This window comes from Clostridium frigidicarnis (assembly GCF_900111985.1).
Lineage (GTDB): Bacteria > Bacillota > Clostridia > Clostridiales > Clostridiaceae > Clostridium_Z > Clostridium_Z frigidicarnis.
Window position 1 is genome coordinate 79,607 of sequence record NZ_FOKI01000012.1, and the last position, 18,940, is coordinate 98,546.

An 18,940-nucleotide genomic window follows, 5' to 3' on the forward strand; every position below is an offset into this window, starting at 1 on the left:
AACCTAGTACACTTACAAATTATTATTTTTGCTTTCCATACAATCTGAGCATAAGAATCACTTAATTTAATCATAATAAATTATTTCCTATCCACAACTTTTGTAGCGATAATATCTGATCCAAGACCTAATATATTTTCAATAAGAACTTGGTCAACCTTTATAGGTGCATTAACTTCCTTGTTTTTAATTTCTTTCATAACATCAAATATTTTTTCTTTAGGTATTGCCTTTGTTGTTCTTACACTAACAAGTGCTTCTTCCCCATCATTTACTTTAATTAATGATGCAATTGTTCTTTTAGGATCCGTTATTTCTTGGGACACATATGCTTTTCCTCTTTTACATAAAGCTCCACTTACCTCTTTTATATCTTTTCCTTCTAATTCTACACATAATTCACATCCGTTAGGACAAATTATACATGTCATTTCTTTTTTCATTAAACTGCCACCACCTTAATATCTTCTTTACCACTAATATCCTCTTTTTTTAAAGTTATGTGTATCATCTCTGCTGGATTTAATTTTTTAAGATTCTTTACCTTAATAACTTTTTCCCCTTGTCTAATTTCTATTGCTCCATCTCTTGAAGGTCTACTTACTCTTAAAGAGATCTCTACATCATTTTCTCCACTTATTCTTTGTGGAACTACATTATTAATAGTTTTATCTGGTTTTATTGAGATGTTACTTTCTTTTTCTTTTTCTTCTCTTATATATCTTGCTGCTGATTCAGCTAATTTTTCTCCTTCATTAGATACAAAGTCAACTAAATCATGTACATGAAGAACATTTCCTGCAGCATAAATTCCCTCAACACTTGTTTGTAAATTTTCATCTACAACTGGGCCCTTTGTTCTTTCATCAAGCTCTACTCCTGCTTTAAGAGATAATTCGTTTTCTGGAATAAGCCCAACAGATAATATTAATGTATCACATTTATACTCTTTCTCTGTTCCTTTAATAGTTTGTCCATTTTCATCTACTTTACCTACGGTTACTGCTTTTAATCTTTCTTTTCCTTTTATATTAGTTACTGTATGACTTAAGTATAAAGGAATGTTATAATCGTTTAAACACTGCTGAATATTTCTAGGAAGTCCACTAGGGTACGGTAATTTTTCTATTACTGCGAGCACATTTGCTCCCTCTAAAGTAAGTCTTCTTGCCATTATAAGTCCTATATCTCCAGAACCTAGTATTACAACTGTTTTTCCCACCATAATATTTTTTAAATTCATGTAACTTTGTGCTACACCTGCTGTAAATACACCTGCTGGTCTTGTTCCAGGTATACTAATTGCTCCTCTTGTTCTTTCTCTGCAACCCATTGTTAAAACAACTACCTTAGCTTTATATTTTTTTAATCCATCTCTTGTAGCTGCTACAACTTCCTTATTATTTTTAAGATTTATTACAGTAGCTCCTGTTTCTATTTCAATATTTGCTTTTTCTACCTGTTCTACAAATCTATTTGCATACTCAGGTCCGCTAAGTGCTTCATTAAATCTTACTAGTCCAAAACCATCATGAATACATTGTCTTAAGATTCCACCTGGTTTTTTCTCTCTTTCTAATATTAAAATCTCTTCTACACCTTTTTCTTTTAGTTTTAAAGCTGCTGCAAGTCCAGCTGGTCCTCCTCCAATAATAACTGCATCTTTTAATATTACTTCCATTATCTCACCTTCCTTAAAAACATTTTCCCATTTTCTCTTGCATAAGTTACTTCATTTACTTTTTTGTTTTTCTCCTTCATAATGATTTCTGCAATTCTAGTTTGGCAATATCCCCCTTGGCATCTTCCCATCATAGATCTTGTTCTATATTTAATACCTGTTACTGTATCTACTCCTAATGGATTATTTATTGCTTCCATGATTTCTCCCTTAGTAATAGTTTCACATCTACAGATAACTTCTCCATAATCAGGATTTTCTTTTATAAGTTCAGCTTGTTTTTCTTCACATTGCTCTTCAAACTTTAGTATTCCTTTCCTTCTAGGATTAAAGTTTTCTTTTTCTTTTAAAGTCTCTTTATTTTTAATTTTTTCTACTACATATTCTGCAATTGGAACTGCTGAAGTTAATCCTGGTGATTCAATTCCTACCAAGTTAATTACATTTGGTATTTCTTCTCTTTCCTCTATTACAAAATCAGCATATCCACCCTTTTCTTTACTTACTAACTTTGGTCTAATACCTGAGAAGTTTCTAATAAAATGTTCTCTTTTTATTTGTGGCAATATTTTCTGTCCTTCTCTTACAAGCATGTCCATAACTTCCTCAGTAGCTGAATAGTTATCGTTTTCATCGATATACTGAGCACTTGGTCCAATAAATATATTTCCATGAATTGAAGGAGTAAGATGTATTCCAAGTCCCCCCTCTTTTTTATTAGGTACTGGATAAGCTGGTATTCCTAGATATTCTCCTGCTTTTTTATCTAAAATAAAGTATTCTCCTCTACATGGATATATTGTATAATCTGTAACACCTACCATTCTCGCTACTTTATCAGAATTTAATCCCGCACTATTAATTACCCATTTACTATAATAAGTTTCTTTATTTGTAGTAATTTCATAGTAACCTTCTTTTCTTTCAATATTTTTGACTTCTCTACCTAAATAGAAATCTACACCATTTTCACAAGCATTTTCTGCTAATGCAATTGTATATGTAAATGGATCTAATATTCCTGTCATTGGAGAGTATAATGCTGCTTTTCCTTGTACATTTGGTGCTAATTCTTTAATTCTTTTTTCTGATACAATTTCTAACCCTGGAACACCATTTTTATCTCCTTTTTCCTTTAATGCTTTTAATCCTTCTATATCCTCATCGGTAAAACCTGTTACCAATTTACCTACTCTTTTGAAAGGTATGTTAAGTTCTTCTGCAATTTTATCAAATCCCAAACATCCTTGGACGCAAAACTTTGCCATAAGGGTTCCTGGTTTATTATTAAATCCAGCGTGAAGCACACCACTATTTCTACCGCTTGTCTCACATATTACATCTTGTTCTTTCTCTAGTACACCTATTTTCATTTCATACTTTGAAAGTTCTCTTGCAATTGCACTACCAACTACTCCTGAGCCAATAACCATTACGTCATATTGTTGTTTTTCCACTTTCATCACCTCTTCTTATATTCTTTAAACTTTCTTTATTTATAATAAAGAACTTAATATGTTATTTTATAATTTAGTTTAATTAGTATACTTAATTAACTTAATATCATTTTAACTATTGAAAAATATTTTGTCAATTTATTTTTCAGAATATTTTACTAATTGTAATTTTCATATATTATACAATTATTTATCTAATACATAGGCTATAATATACTCAAATTTTTTCTAATTTAATATCCAACGAAAAAATCCCTTCAAACTAAAAGTTTGAAAGGATATATTTCTTGCAATTAAATAAAATTTTATTTTTTAGACAATAGTTTTGATGTTATTTGAATTAATGCCGCTCCTACTATTCCTATTAAAGTATAATTAAGCAAAGTATGATTTAAATTAAATAACCCAAATCCAACAGAAAATAATACTAAAAATATTATAAAATTTATAAATATAAATTTATATTTAATTGAATTCTCCTTCATTATTTTATATCTCCCTTCTGCAATAGTTGTTCATATAACATCTAGGCAGCATTAAATTATATATATATATTGAAATTATACCATTTTATTCATATACATACACTATCATTCCTATGACCTTAAAACTTAAATTTCTACCATTCATCTTTAATTCTATTTTTCAACTAAAAAACTAGCTTAATATAAATATACTAAGCTAGTTCTATATCCAAAATTATTTTACTTTAAATACTATATCTTAAATTTTGAAATCTCTTCTTTTAACTTTTCCGAACTTTCCTTTGCTTTCAATATCATATCTAGTACATCATTAGATTTATTAGTAATGCCTGAAACTTTACTAGCAATATCTGTAGTTCCTGCTGCTCCTTCACTTGCAGCTCCAGCTACCCCATCTATGCTCTTTGTTATATCCATTATAGAATCTAAGAGTTCTTTAGATGTTGAACTAAACTTCATTACAAGATCTTCTATGAAATTAGCATCACCACTGTATTTATTAGCTACGTTGAACATGATTTCATAATCATCATTAATGTCCGTAGACACAAATGTAAGTAATTCATTAGAATTTTGAGAAAGATTTTCAACAGCTTCCTTTACTTTAAGTGTTATGTTCTGTATTTCAATTACCGTATCCTTTGAATCTTCTGCTAATTTTCTTATTTCATCTGCAACAACTGAGAAGCCTTTTCCTGCCTCTCCTGCCCTTGCAGCCTCTATCGCAGCATTTAATGCAAGAAGGTTTGTTTGAGATGTTATCTGCATTATAGAATCAGAAAGCACATTTATTTGTTCAACAACCTTTGCCGCTTCTATAGCTTCTTCAAGGTTTATTTTAGTGTTTTTAAGTACTTTATAAGTTTTTTTCTGTGATCCTTCTACAGTTTCTTTTGCACTCTCTGCTCTTTTATTTATTTCACCTGCTTTTTCTGCACCTTCTTTAGATTTTTCTGCAATAGATTGCACCGCTCTTTCTATTTCTTGTGAAGTTGCATCAATTTCTTCTGATGTAGCTGCAGTTTCCTCCATATTTGCAGAAAGTTCTTCTGTAGTTGCTGAAACTTCCTCTATATTGCCGTTTAATCCATCCATGTTAGTACTTGTATTTATCACAATAGTTTCAATAACCTCTGATTCGTCTCTTACTTTTTTAACAAGTGTACTAATAGAATCTCTCATACCTTGGGTAGCCCTAGATAATTGTCCAATTTCATCCTTTCTATGTATATATTTTTCATCAAGTAGAACTGAAAAATCTCCTGTGGCAAGTAAGTTGAAGTAATTTGCACACTTTTCCAAAGGAATAGTTATGTTTCTTGATATAATTAAAGTTGCTAAAATTATTATTATAACAGCACATATTAATAATATTACAAATTCAATTAATGTTTTTCTATACTCACTATTATTATCTGCATTAACTTCATCTGCATCATTTATATTGTATATAGCTAAATCTTTTAGAATTTTTTCAAAGTCCGTTTTTTTAGATTCTAAAATTTCACATCTTCCTTTAGCTTCTTCTTCCTTTCCTTCCATTGCAAGCTTTAAAACTCCATCTCTTTCTTCTCTATAGTTTTTAAGTTCACTTTCAAATTCTGGAATTAAGTCTTTCTCTTCTTTATCTATATTTGATTTTTTATACTTATCCCAATTTTCATTAAATATTTCAGTTCTTTCTTTTAAATCCTTCATAGCTGAATTTTGATTATCAGGTTTCCCAATATTAAGTATTATATAATATATGTCTGCTTGAATTGCTCTAGATTGATTTCTATTATCACTAAGATATTCAACTGCAAGTAAATTTTCTCCATACAAGCTTTTCATTCCATCATTAGCTTTTGACATACTTATGTATCCCATGCCTGCTACTAAAAATATTACTATAAGCATTACAAATGATAAAAGAAATATTTTTGTTTTAACTTTTAAGTCATTTAACATTTTAAATTTCTCCCCCGTCCAATAGTTATTTTATATATTAATAACCATAAAATATGATTATTAACCATAGTATACCTGTTTATTTTACATATTTCAACATTTGTCTATGGTTATAGAAATTATTTACATGCATTAACTATATGTAAATTAAAATTCTTAATTAAATCCTTATAATCGTACATATATAAATCCATTATTATCTCTCACTTTTTATATAATCACTATTTTTAAGTAGAGGCTTATTAGGCACATGAAAGAAAATAGACTAGCATACTAACTTGTTATGTTTTTGAATTTGCCTTATAATCAATGATAAAATATATTAATAAATAACGCTCTTTATAAGAAATTTAGGTAATGATTAAAAACCATCACCTAAATGAAGATTCGTTCTATAAAATTCTTATATATATATTTAAATAACGGAGGAAGAAAATTAAATGAAAAATGAGAAAGATTTAAATCCTAATAAGAAATGGTGTCAATTAAATAAGAAAGAACAAATAATAGTCTCAACTATGTTAAGAGATTTATATATTAGGTTTGTTGTAGAAAATAATAGAAAACCAAATAGAGATGAAAAACAATTTATAGTGGCTACAGTTTACCTAAAAACAGAAGAAGAAGATATCTTTATACCTGCTAATCAAATCAATAAATATTTTCAAAGTAAGATTCCTAATTATGATAAATCTATAGAAAAACTAGGATTTTAATGTATACTTTCCATACAAACTTATCCAATTTAAAATTCATATTACAACTTTTTTCTACAAAATAATATGCAAACGACTCTTATTGCAGAAAAAAGTAACCTACTAAAATTCATCACATAAACTATAATATGAATCCTCTAAAAAATAAATAACGGGTGATGATAATATGAAAAGTTATGACTTCTGCGGATTAACTGGCAATATTGTATTAAAATATAGTGCAAAGTATGACCAAGCAAGACAGGAATGGAATAGATCTATACAAAAATATCCTTTAGTTATAGTTTATTGTTATGAAAATAAAGATATTAAAAATGCTTTATGTTGGTCTATTAAAAATAATGTTGAAATTAGAATTAGATCTGGTGGCCATAACTATGAAGGTTATTCTATTGGAAATGATGTATTAGTTATTGATATAAGCAGAATTAATAGGATTTATATAGATGAAGAAGAAGGTATAGTAAAAGTCCAAGGAGGAGTAAAAAACTCCGAACTCTACAATTTTCTTGGTAGTAGAGGCTATCCATTCCCAGGTGGAAGTTGTCCAACTGTAGGAATTTCAGGCTATGAATTAGGTGGAGGCTGGGGATTTTCCTCAAGACTATTTGGATTAGGTTGTGATAGTTTAGTTGAAATTGAAATTATGAATTATAAAGGTAATATAATTAAAGCCAATGAATCTTGTAACTCTGATTTATTTTGGGCATGCAGAGGTGGTGGTGGCGGAAATTTTGGAGTTGTTTTATCTATGACTTTTTCTCTTCCTAAAAAAGTTAAAAAAGTTACCTTGTTATCAATATATTATCCAAATTCAACCTTAGAAGAACAGGTAGATGTATTGGATACTTTACAAAATATGTTTCCTACCTTAGATAGGAGAATGAATTTTCGTATAGGTTTTTACAATTCCTTGGAAGAAGAAAAAGCCATTTATTTAATAGGCTTATTTTATGGTTCTGAAGAAGCCGCCCTTAAAATTATAGAGCCACTTAAAATTATAAGCCCCAATTCCAAAGTAACTAGCCAGTATATAACGTTTTTAGAAGCAACACAAGAAATCGCTAAAAATTATCCACCTTATGAAAAGTTTAAATCTACAGGTGGCTTTGTGTTTAATAAGTATACTAGAAGTGAAATTTATAAAATTCTAAACTTTATAAGTAAAAGACCTAAAGGTTCTGTTTTCACTTCAGTATCTCTTTATGGATTAGGTGGAGCTGTAAATGATGTAGAAAAAAAAGATACAGCCTTCTATTATAGAGGATGCCAATATATACTTGGAATTCAAACAGTATGGGAAGATAATAAATATGCATCTATAAATAAAGCTTGGTTTAAAGAACAATTTGATATAATGAGTAAATTTTTTACTGGATCTTATGTTAATTTCCCATATGAAGGAATTAAAAACTATGAAAAACGATACTATGGCTGTAATATATATAGACTAAAATTAATAAAATCAAAATATGATCCTTTTAATATATTTAGATTTCCTCAGAGCATAAACCCTTTTAAGAAACCTTGTCATTACACTAAATTTTAAGCAATTTAATATAGATATCCAATATTATTTTTAAAATAAAAAGCTCTCATTTTTATGAGAGTTTTTTATTGAAACACATCTATATGAAAATTTACAGCTATATTCCACGGACTATTTAGATTTTTTATACCCAAAAAATTCATAGCTACCATCTTCATCTTCAGTAATTGTATATGGCTTATCCTGATCAACCCAAACCTTAGCAAATTTATTATCTGAAACAGGGTATAATAAATGATGCACTTCTCCATTAAATCTCATAAACTCTACACCTTCACCCACTTGCTGTATCTCAATTTTATTTTCAAGATATATACCTTCATATTTAGAAAGTTCCTCTTTACCTAATTGTATTTTTTCAAATCTTTTTGGTTTCTCTGTTGATCCATTAAAAAATATTTCTGTAATAGCATTACCAATATGATAGTTGTTTCCACACTCTAAATTAGAAAGAATAATAACACAAATATCATCTTCAAAGAAATACTGCACATATGTCATTACACCTAAATGGTCTCCCCCATGAGAAAACCTTGTTCGTCCATATATATTGTCACGATTGATTCCATAACAATATCCTGCTAGGTTTTCAGTAAAGAACTTATCATATGTTTCATTAGATAGTAATTTTCTATCCTTCAAACATCTATACCATTTACACAGATCATGAAAGTTTGACATCACTGCTCCCGCCCCAATACTAAATTTTTCATTATAATATTGACACCTAACTATATCATTTCTGTCTATTTGATATGGAAATGCTCTGTTTTTTACAATATTATGCCCATCATCTAAAACTGTATTATTCATTTCTAAAGGTAAAAAAATCATTTCATGTAAAACATGTTCAAAACTCTTATTACATATATTTTCAATAGCCCATGCAAGCATATTATAATTTGCATTATTATATTCAAACTTTGCTCCAGGTTCAAAACCTAACGGCCTATTTATATACTTTTGAAAAAAATCAAGACGATTAAAAGTCCCTCTGTCATAAATCTGAAAAAAATCCTCTTCCCAATTATAAAATTGATGAAGGCCTGATGTATGAGACATTAAATTATGAGCTGTAATTCTATTATCTATCATTAATTCTTTAGGTAAATAATCATTTATTGGTTTATAAATATCAATTTTTCCTTGTTCATTCAGCAACATAACCACAAATGCAGTAAACTGTTTTGATATTGAACCTAAAGTAAAACAAGTATCTATAGTGTTTTGAATTCTATACTCATGACATGCCATTCCATATGAATGCTTAAAAATGATATTTCCATGTCTGATTACCCCCACATTTCCGGAAAAGGGCCATATTTTTATATATTCATCTAAGTATTCTTCTATAGATGTTATCTTCATAATTATCTTACCCCCTAATTATCCTTGCTTTAAGCTATTTCAATTTCACATTTTACAATTTATGTAAATTATACTCGTTCTATACATTTTTCTCAATCTTTTTGTTATTATATATTACAACTAAATTTAATTAAACATAATATAAAAAATATTAGAGTTTTATATTTTAAGAACCCTAATATTTTTATATTATAAAATCTATTTACTTTTCATGCTCTAATAGTTATATTTATGGATTAATACAAGCTCCATTATTATCAAAAATGTATAGTTTTCATCTACATACTCTGGTACCTCCTTCACTATTTGTCCTCAAAACAAAATGACTTTCTCATTTTCATAAAACTATTCTGATATCTTTTTAAAACGCAAAAAAGACTTGTTATTTAAAACAAATCTTTTCAAAATCTAGACCATCTTTAATTATAAAGTTTTCCTTAAAATTATACTTTGACATATCTGTTTTATCTTCAAGTTTAGAAGAAAAGTAATTACATAATCTTTGCTGAAAAATCCTATTTGATATCTTAACTCTACCATTAACATTTTTAAAGTATCCAAATATAAATCCAATATTTATAAGTGGATTATCTATTACAAATGTTTTTTCAGCTCCATTAATTATCAAATCAAATATATATTCTCTAAGTGCATCATTATTTTCAACATTCTTTATTAAATCATCAAATAATGTATTTCCCTCTTGAAGTATTTCTTTAACTGCTTTAATTAAAGTTTCGGTATTCCATGCATATCGATCACCTACTATAAGCTTCTCATCTATAATTTGACATAATCTACTTACTAAAAAAGGATATCCATCAGTATAGTAGTGTAGCATAGATGATATTTCTTTGATATCCATTTCTATTTTTTCATCTTTAGAATATTCTTTTAACATAGTAGATATTTCTTCAGTAGTGAAACTCATATCTATATCAAAATTTACAGCTATATTCCAAGGACTATTGTACTTTATGTCTTCATCTTGTTTTATCTTAAGTTTTAGATTTTTTATATCATACACACCTGCAAGGATAACAGATTTAAAAGTCTTATCTTTCCCTTGCTGCCTTAATAAAAACTTACTTCTAAGCATACCTAAAAAACTTAAAAATAATTGATTGTTAGAATTCTTATCAACTTCATCCACTAAAAGAATAACAGGTTTGCTGCTTTCATCTATAATATCTGTAATTGCATAGGATAGAGTCTCAAAATTATTTACTTTTTCACTTAGCTTAATAATAAAACTACTCATTTCTCTATCTTCAAACCTCAAAGCTCTTGATAAAATTCTTAAAAATCCTGCTGAAAAGTTTGATTCGCTATTAAATATTTCATCTCCTATGCCTTCAAAACTTACACCTATAATTAAATAGTCTTTTTTTAATTCTTCCTCTAACATAAACATTGTTGTAGTTTTTCCATATTGCCTTGGTCTGTTTATAACAAAATATTCTCCCCTATGAACCATGGTTTTTATTTTATTAATCTTACTTCCAATATCAACCATATAATGTATGCTAGGTATACAAACTCCTGTAGAATTAAATCTTTTATACATTTAAATTCCCCTCCATGGTCAAAGTTTTGCATGTGACTATATTGTAACAAAAAAACATGTTTATGTGTTATAAGTTTGTAAGAATATCTTGTTTATGTTAATGATACTTAATTTATCTGCCTATATAATTCTCTTCTATGTATACCTTTTTCATATTTTTTATATTGGGAACATTCAAAAAAATAACAAGCCAGTATTCTAGTCTATTTTCTTTCATGTGCCTTAATTAAAACTGTTCTAAAATGTGATTATACATATCAATAATCCATTTTATTATATCTCTATAGTCAGTTCCTTTAACTTCTAATATTTCATTTGCATATGGTTTAAATATATCTTCTAAAAATTCTACTTTTAATTTTCCTGCAAAAGGTTTATCTACTAATTCATTTTTTAATTGTCTTACTACATACTTTAATACATCTTCCGAATTACCATAAACTGATGAATATACTAGATTAGGATTAAATTTAACACTTGAAAATAAGCTAAGTCCATTATCATATAATTTGTATAATTTAACATATGAGTTAATCTTATAAAATCCGAAATTAGTTAAGTTTCTATCCATCTGCCTAGTTAATATATCAAATAAAAACATTCTTAAAAAATCAATACGTACCCTTTTATCAATATCCTTAATCACTAATTTTTTATATAAAACTTCAATATTTCTACTATCAGTATCTAAAAAAGCTTCTGCATGAATTAAATCCATATTTTCATCAGTAAATTATAGCACAATTTAATTCTCTTATTTTAAAAATATTCTTTAAAGAATATAATAAACATCGAAACTTGTTTTCAAAAATCAATTGTGTAAAAAGGATTTTTAATTAATGTATTTCTTTTTACTTCCATATAAAATCTAATTAAGCAATGTTAATGGTGGTGCTCCAACTAATGTTGAATAAACTTTTCCACTATTTATATCTACAAAATAATAACCAATAGTAGCTGTATGTGTACCCATATTGTCAAGTAAATGTATTGTATACCCTGTCATACCCTGTAAATCTTTCTGAGTTTCATCATCACATTCCACAATTACTCTTCTATTAGTTCCTTTAGCATATACTTTAACTGCAAGAGACTTTGCTTCCTCTAAAGATAGCTGTTTTTCTTCTGATTCCTTGGCTGCTTTTTGCTCTTCCTCAAACACCTTCTTATCATTATCTATTTTATTTTTCAAGACCTCTATATCTTCATTTTTATCCTCTACTTTTTTTGCTTCATCTACACATTCATAAGCTTTATCAAAATCTTTTTGGTTTAGATACTGTTCACCTTGACTTAAATATTGGTTTACTAATTTCTTATTACAATCTAATATATTGTTGTTTGCTTTAGTCTTAATAATTTCTGCCTTATCATTAATTTTATTTAACTCTTCTATGGCTTTATTATATTCTTTATTATCTATTAACTTTAATGCTTCTCTATAAACGTTATTTGCTTCTATGTATATATTGGCTGTGTCTATCTTATTATCTAAGCCATCTTTATTTTTTATATTTTTTGCCTCTTCTAAGCATGATTTTGCCTCTTCATACTTTTCTTCTTGAAGAAGCTTGTCTGAATTAGAAACTAAATCCTTTATTTTCTGTTCCTTTTCATAAACTTTAAACCCAATAGTTCCTCCTATTATTGCTATAACAACTATAATAATTGCCAATATAACTTTTTTACTCCTCATATGTATCTCCTTTTTATATAGTTTTTCCCATATAATATTATATCGTTACTCAAATTTTGTCAATTATTCATTATAGTTACTATATAGTGCTGTTAAATCCATAGAATCAATTTATTGTATGTAAGATAATCAGCTGTACTTTTTTATATATCTTAAATAGAATTAATTCTTTCAAAGTAACTTCAAAAATCATTTTTAAATACATTCACACTTAATTTTTCACATAAATATTTTATATTTAAATACAAAAAACATTAGGCTCCTTCTTAAATTTCAACCTAATGTTTTTTATAAAATATATACTTGTTGGTTTATTTTATATCTTTATTTTTCAACTACACCATTTTCCCATTGAAACTTTAAGAATCGTGTACCTTGAAATGTTAGAGTTCCCCACTGATTTTCTGGAACATTTCTAAAAATACATGTTCCAACTGTAAGTTCAAGTTCACTTCCAGTATCAAGTTGAAATTTCAATCTTAATGTTTCATTTCTTGTTATCATTCCATTAGAATCTGTACGAGTACGGACTTGTCTATTTTTACAAATGAGTTTTGCCTTTATAGATATAATTGGTGAATTTTCATTTTTGATATAAGTGATAATTACTTTTATAATTATTACAGCTAGAATAATAAAAAATAATATTTGAAGTCCAAACATATACCCCTCCACAATTATAAATCTACTTAAGTCTTTATTTTTCCTATTGCTTGTCCAGCTCTTTTATCTTATTAACTCCTAATTCATATAAATGTTCAACAAGATCCTTAGCACTATCATACCGTGCTCCCTGTCTTTGTAAGATTTCCTTGTATTTATCATAGTCTTTTAATTCTATATCAAATTGAACAGAAACTGTTGGTTTTTTAAATTTGTCTCTAGTATCATTTATTATCCAATTCATAAACTCTAAAATCCTATTAAATTGAGTATTATTAAAATCTATTGCATTTTTAGATGGATTTACTCCTAGCCTTTTTAGATCACTTGTTTCTATTAAAACTTCTGCAAAAAACTTAGTGTAAGTATGTCCTTTTACCCTAATATTTTTGTTCCAATTAATTCTATTACTTTTCTCTTTTTCTACTATACTCCTATCATTTACTATAAAATCTATACCATTATCTTCTTTATGCTCAATTCCATTAAATAATTTAATTGTTACTGTATCTCCTCCAATGTTTTCCGTATGCTCAGGTTCTATAAATAATCCATCAATAAAAACTGGTTTAAGTTCTTCATCATTTACTTTAATTCTTATCATTGAATTAATTATATATCTATATCTTTTAGAAATAGTATTTTTCAACTTCTTTAACTCTTTATTATTTCCAATTAATTTTAATGCTTCTTTATTAAAATTGTCTATAATTATCTCAACCATATCATCAGTATCTTGTGTTTTATAATCATCTATTTCTATATCAAATATACCTTTTTCATATTCTGATTTTTTATCTTCTAATACTACTTTTAAATCTATTTTAATTTTTTCTTGTTCTCTTATAGACTTAATACAAGCACTTCTTCCTATTTTTAAAATTGCCTTTTTTAATCCACATCCACAATTATTATCAAAAGTCTTCTCTCCTATTTGAAACAAAGTTTCTTCAGCATCTTTTCTACTTATACCTAAACAGTTATCTTTAATATAAAACTTATTGTTATCTATATTAATATCTATTGTAAACTCTTTGAAAATCCCTTGTGATTTTGCCTTTTCAACAGCATCAATTGAGTTATCAATAAGATAAAATATAGCATCATGTACACTTACTCCCATTATTAAACTATTAATTTCATATTGTTTTGTAGTAACTCCACTTATTCTTTTTTTCATTAAAGCTTTCCTTAATAATTTATATCATATAATGTATATTAACTATTTTTTAGTTTTATTACTCCAATACAACTTTTTTCTTCTACTGTTAATTCTTTATTGCTTGTATTATAATACTTTATCTATATGAACTTCTTATGTATCAACATATCTGTTGCATTATATAATGTCTTTTCTAATATCTACTGGGTATTTGCTTCGTGTTTAATCTTTATATATTAATTTCAAATAGTTACTTCTATAAAAATAACTTTTAGAGATTCCAACCCCACTTCTCTACATACTATATATATTTTTTAAAATAACAAATTTTACATGTGCTTTTCCACATTAAAAATGCCTAACTACCATATATTGTGTAGTTAAGCATTTTTTAAGATTATTTTGTTTTTAAACTTGCTTACTGTTTAAATATATTTTGTAAGTGATTGCGTTTTTGCATATAAACACAACATAAAATTATGTTGAAAGATTTTTAATTTATTCATTACTTAGTTGTCTTTTAATTATTTATCCATTAAAATAATCTCTTCAAGAAACTTCAATATTAATTTTGTTTAATTTATTATTTACTTTCCTGGATATTTAAATATTTTTTTATGGTGACTCAACTTCTTATTATATGAATAATGGGAAGTTAATTCGTCTGTCTATCAATTTTAAAATCAGGAATTTCATGTATTTTTTTATAATAATCTCTGATGCCGAAATGCCTTTCAACTATTTCATTTATATTGTTTTTAACACAATATTCAATTTTTTCATTAATATCTAAATTAATATTTAAAGATTGAACTTTATACTTAACTTCATTTATGAAGACTGCTTTATGAGAATATTTAACATATGACGCACTATGGTAGTTAAATAAAACTAAATTATGGCCTTTTCCAACCGAGCTTTCAAATTTTATACCATCAAATCTTAACAGTATTAAAGCGTCAGCTATTACTTGAGTGAAATCATACTTTTTATCTGGATTTGGTAATGATAGCTTTTCATTAAGTGTCTTTAAAAATATATAATTTCCAATATCATTATCACTTTTTGCAAAGTTATAAAAATCTATATTATAGAAATCTACAATATGTAGATAATCTAACTCTCCAATAATTTCAAATTCTCCAAGAGACACATAATGGCCAGCACTAGGTTTTACTTCTGCTATTGCAGTATCAATATCTGAAGCCAAATATAAATAAGCAGTTTTTTCTATTTAATCTACCTTATGTTGCGATTATAGGTTTGGATGCACTAATTAACTCACCTTTATATGTAATAGCAACTTCATTATAATTATTCGTAAAAACTGAAAATGGATCCACTAAAATGTGCTCTGTTCCTATCCTAGCTCTATAATATCTTTTATCACTTAATCTATTATCCAATATCATTTTTATTTTTTTAATATGTGTAGCCAATTTATGTGCTATTATATATGAATTTTTGTCCTCAATTTCATTTTCTAAATCTTGTATTACTCGAGAGGTTTCATCTTTAATTAATAACATAAACGCACACTCTTCCCCCACCATAATACAATGAGACATCACTATCATAATCGTTAATATGGCCTCCTATTAAATGAATTTCATCGTATAATCTATCATTATCTTGTTTCCTGTCATATATAAAATTAAAAATAGGATTTTCTAATGAGTAGTATTAGCCGTTTTTTTCGAAAGCAACTTCTCCACTTTCAAAATTTACATTAACAGTTTTATATTCTGCATTTAACCACCCCAAATCCACTGAATGAGTTCTAGTGTTAGATTCAAAGCCCTATGTTTATATACTTATGCTCTTTAAGTATTAGGTCAACCCAATATATTTAACTCCTTTTAGCATGTTTACCTCCATAAATTTCTTGTTTTATATTCTAGTTAAAGCTACATTGATTCTATGCACAAACTATCCAGTTTTATATATAATGAGAAGCTAATGTTCCAAGAACTTCCTCTGTAGGCCGCTTTACCCCTTCCCCTGTTAGTAGTTATTTATATTAATCTATTTGTTTTAATCTTATTTCCTTATTTATTGTTTTAATTATGTCACTTTCTGCATCTGTGTCCTTAAAAGAATCCCATAAACTAGCAATTTCAAGAGAAATCCCCAAAATATGATCAATAAAGTAATCGATAACGTAATACACAATCGGGGTTTGTATTCTACTATCATAGTTATGGTTACGAATTAAGATTATATCTGTAGTTTCAGGATAATAATTATTAAGAGGCATACAATTTAAATACGCATCTATGTCGTAGTTATCTATTATTAGTATCGTTTTACAAAAGCCAAAATATTTTTCATTAACATAATAATTTTTTAGAAACCATGTTATATTATTATTTACTGTATATTGATACTCATCATCTGAAAAATAGAATTGATATGCTTCTGGCACTTCTGAACAAAATATATCAAATAAGTCGCACCCTGATAGAGTATAATCATCTTCATAGCATGCGTAAATAATAATTTCTGTTCTAGTTTCAGATGGAATAATTCGCTCTAGATGTTTTTCTAATGATTTCAATATTGATATGTTTGAAATTTCAATATCGATATTCCTATAATAATTAATTCTTTCTACAATTTGATTATAAAAATATCTAAAATCAATGAAAACTACATTATCAATGTCATCATAGAACTGTGACCCAAATTCAGAAATATTAACGTTTGGTATTGATAAATAACTCAAATCTATGTCATATTCTTCTTCTTTATCTTCAATATAACCAGTAACACTACCTAGCTTAATCAATTGTTCTCTAGTAATGAATTCCATCTTTTGAGGTTCAATATAAAACACAGGAATATTGATTTTTTCATCTGATTTCCTACTCATTAATTCTATTTCAAAATAAGAAGGATGTATTAATGCAAATTTTATAAGCTCATCTGAAACTTTTTTTTGAAATCTATAACATGTACTTACTAGAGCATCTCCATGCGAGTCACAAAAATATATGCAATTATAGTAGTTACTGTAATATACAATAAATCTTAGGTGTATACTATTTACTATTTTCAATAATTTTCTTGTAAATTTATCGCCTCTACTATTACTCTCTTTATGTAAGGAAGCAAAAACTTTTAACGAATCGATAAAGTCTGAACCCGTACAGATAATATTATCTCTTATAATTACATTAAAAGTATTTCGTTCATTAACATTTTTTTCGTATAGATAATAAAAAACATCATCATTCCAATTAGTAATACCATTATCAAAAACTCCACCACATACAGTACCACCAACACCATATTTAAGAAATCCATTTTTATATATAATAATTTGAAGGAAAGCAACAATTTTTGTAATAATTGTCTTCGTGCTATTTTTTTCAAATTCAAAGCCTTTCGTAAAATTCATTAGCGTATCTGTTAGGTTATTGATATTTTTTCCATTTCCAATACACTTAAATGTCTGAATTTCTTCATAGCAATTACCATTCAAATAAAATAGTCGATTAATACCATCGATACTAAGTGCTATTAGTACCTCTGTCCCTAAATTTAAAATGCCCGAAGTAGTTATACTTTCGAATATTTCCTCTAATTTAAAATTATCCTTTTTATAAATTAGTTCATCTATGATATTGTTAACTTTATCCGTATTCCCTGCAAATGCTATTAGCATGCCATTTAACTGGAATAATTTAGAACATGATTCCTCAACAAAATATCCATTGTATTTTCCATGTACTTCCCCGATAGTACTATATTTAGATTGAATTATTTCCTCCGATTCTGATGATAATAATGAATCACCTAACATAAATATCTTGTTGTTTTGTTTCCACGCTAAACAATATGTCATTTTCTCCTCCAATTCTTTGATTACAAAATTATTTCGCATAACTAAGATATTGATAACACTTATTAATTAAGTGTTTATTTTTTAAACTTCCCATTATAGGCATAATATACACCTAAATTATACCATAAACACCCTCATATACTTACAATTAACCACAAATTTACTAAATACCTTTCAATTTTTATCTTTTTTTCTTATCTTTAAGAAGTTATTTTACATGTTTTTCTTTTTAAGAAATATTAAATCCAAACTAAATAAACCAGCCACACAGAATTACTTGTGTGCCCGGTCTATATTTAATATTTTTTATGCTGCAATGCTATACATTATTTTCTTTTTAAAATATCATATCTTATAAATGAAAACTATTTTAAAACCAATAACTCCCCATCATCAAATCCCATAGTAATATGTCTAACCTTAAATAAATTAAGTGATTTCAATTCAATCAATAACTCTTTTAAAATCTCATACATTTCAACTTGAACAACTTCCCAAGGTAAATCATACTCTATATTTAACTCGCCACAATATCTATCACTAGGTACAAAATCTTCATTACAAGCCCAATCTTCATTTTCTGGATCATACTCTTTTGATCCAATCAGATATATTCCGTATTGTTCATATAATCCAAAATTTAATGCACTAATTTTTTCTGGTAATATTTCTTTCTGGTCTATTATTAAAATCCATTCCTTAATAATCCTTTTAATTTCTATTTTGTTCACTATTTATCCCTCCACTAAAGCTATCTCTAAACCAAAAATTTTTGTTAATTCCTGCAATGACTCTGTAC

At 27.1% G+C, this 18,940-nt stretch carries 17 protein-coding genes; 2 read left to right on the forward strand and 15 right to left on the reverse strand.

The features are described 5' to 3' along the window. Window positions 1-80: 80 nt before the first annotated feature. From BM119_RS09340 to BM119_RS09360, 5 genes are all read right to left on the reverse strand, one after another. A complete protein-coding gene (locus BM119_RS09340) occupies window positions 81-443 on the reverse strand; it encodes a DUF1667 domain-containing protein (protein WP_090040895.1) in 363 nt (120 codons plus the stop codon). Continuing rightward, window positions 443-1,681, reverse strand: a complete 1,239-nt coding sequence (locus BM119_RS09345; protein WP_090040897.1) for an NAD(P)/FAD-dependent oxidoreductase — start codon at window positions 1,679-1,681, stop codon at window positions 443-445. Before BM119_RS09345 ends, BM119_RS09340 begins: the two co-directional genes overlap by 1 nt. Continuing rightward, window positions 1,681-3,144, reverse strand: a complete 1,464-nt coding sequence (locus BM119_RS09350; protein ID WP_090040899.1) for an NAD(P)/FAD-dependent oxidoreductase — start codon at window positions 3,142-3,144, stop codon at window positions 1,681-1,683. The genes BM119_RS09345 and BM119_RS09350 overlap by 1 nt, the downstream gene beginning before the upstream one ends. A 299-nt stretch (window positions 3,145-3,443) precedes the next feature. Continuing rightward, the gene (locus tag BM119_RS09355) at window positions 3,444-3,623 is read right to left on the reverse strand and encodes a hypothetical protein (RefSeq protein WP_090040901.1); all 180 of its coding nucleotides are present in this window, start codon (window positions 3,621-3,623) and stop codon (window positions 3,444-3,446) included. A gap of 231 nt (window positions 3,624-3,854) precedes the next feature. Continuing rightward, on the reverse strand, window positions 3,855-5,573 hold the full coding sequence (locus BM119_RS09360; protein ID WP_090040902.1) for a methyl-accepting chemotaxis protein: 1,719 nt from the start codon (window positions 5,571-5,573) through the stop codon (window positions 3,855-3,857). Window positions 5,574-6,013: 440 nt separating this feature from the next. Between BM119_RS09360 and BM119_RS09365 the strand changes: the two genes are divergently transcribed. Beyond that, window positions 6,014-6,289 carry a hypothetical protein gene (locus tag BM119_RS09365; RefSeq protein ID WP_090040904.1) on the forward strand — a complete coding sequence of 92 codons (276 nt, stop codon included), beginning with the start codon at window positions 6,014-6,016 and terminating at the stop codon, window positions 6,287-6,289. 166 nt (window positions 6,290-6,455) lie between these two features. Continuing rightward, entirely contained in the window at window positions 6,456-7,838 is a 1,383-nt protein-coding gene (locus tag BM119_RS09370) for an FAD-binding oxidoreductase (protein WP_090040905.1), read from the forward strand. A gap of 111 nt (window positions 7,839-7,949) precedes the next feature. Here the strand turns inward: BM119_RS09370 and BM119_RS09375 are convergent, their stop codons facing one another. The 10 genes from BM119_RS09375 to BM119_RS09420 all read right to left on the reverse strand — a co-directional run bounded on the left by BM119_RS09375 (window position 7,950) and on the right by BM119_RS09420 (window position 18,872). Beyond that, window positions 7,950-9,206: a serine hydrolase domain-containing protein gene (locus tag BM119_RS09375; RefSeq protein ID WP_090040907.1), complete on the reverse strand. Its 1,257-nt coding sequence runs from the start codon at window positions 9,204-9,206 to the stop codon at window positions 7,950-7,952. A 382-nt stretch (window positions 9,207-9,588) separates the two neighbouring features. Continuing rightward, complete coding sequence (locus BM119_RS09380) at window positions 9,589-10,773, reverse strand: AAA-like domain-containing protein (RefSeq protein WP_090040908.1); 1,185 nt, start codon at window positions 10,771-10,773, stop codon at window positions 9,589-9,591. A 226-nt stretch (window positions 10,774-10,999) separates the two neighbouring features. Next, entirely contained in the window at window positions 11,000-11,491 is a 492-nt protein-coding gene (locus BM119_RS09385) for a hypothetical protein (RefSeq protein ID WP_242948389.1), read from the reverse strand. A gap of 150 nt (window positions 11,492-11,641) precedes the next feature. Further along, window positions 11,642-12,469 carry a hypothetical protein gene (locus BM119_RS09390; protein WP_090040910.1) on the reverse strand — a complete coding sequence of 276 codons (828 nt, stop codon included), beginning with the start codon at window positions 12,467-12,469 and terminating at the stop codon, window positions 11,642-11,644. A 324-nt stretch (window positions 12,470-12,793) separates the two neighbouring features. Continuing rightward, window positions 12,794-13,132: a DUF2500 family protein gene (locus BM119_RS09395; RefSeq protein WP_090040911.1), complete on the reverse strand. Its 339-nt coding sequence runs from the start codon at window positions 13,130-13,132 to the stop codon at window positions 12,794-12,796. Between the two features lie 43 nt (window positions 13,133-13,175). Continuing rightward, window positions 13,176-14,312, reverse strand: coding sequence for an ATP-binding protein (locus BM119_RS09400; RefSeq protein WP_090040913.1), 1,137 nt, complete (start codon window positions 14,310-14,312; stop codon window positions 13,176-13,178). 637 nt (window positions 14,313-14,949) lie between these two features. Further along, a complete protein-coding gene (locus BM119_RS09405) occupies window positions 14,950-15,504 on the reverse strand; it encodes an RES family NAD+ phosphorylase (RefSeq protein WP_177199378.1) in 555 nt (184 codons plus the stop codon). A 34-nt stretch (window positions 15,505-15,538) separates the two neighbouring features. Further along, window positions 15,539-15,871 (reverse strand): hypothetical protein, encoded by a 333-nt coding sequence (locus BM119_RS09410; RefSeq protein ID WP_090040917.1) that lies wholly within the window; start codon window positions 15,869-15,871, stop codon window positions 15,539-15,541. Window positions 15,872-16,314: 443 nt separating this feature from the next. Continuing rightward, a complete protein-coding gene (locus BM119_RS09415) occupies window positions 16,315-18,141 on the reverse strand; it encodes a hypothetical protein (RefSeq protein ID WP_090040918.1) in 1,827 nt (608 codons plus the stop codon). Between the two features lie 365 nt (window positions 18,142-18,506). Continuing rightward, window positions 18,507-18,872 carry a hypothetical protein gene (locus tag BM119_RS09420; RefSeq protein ID WP_090040920.1) on the reverse strand — a complete coding sequence of 122 codons (366 nt, stop codon included), beginning with the start codon at window positions 18,870-18,872 and terminating at the stop codon, window positions 18,507-18,509. Between the last annotated feature and the right edge of the window lie 68 nt (window positions 18,873-18,940).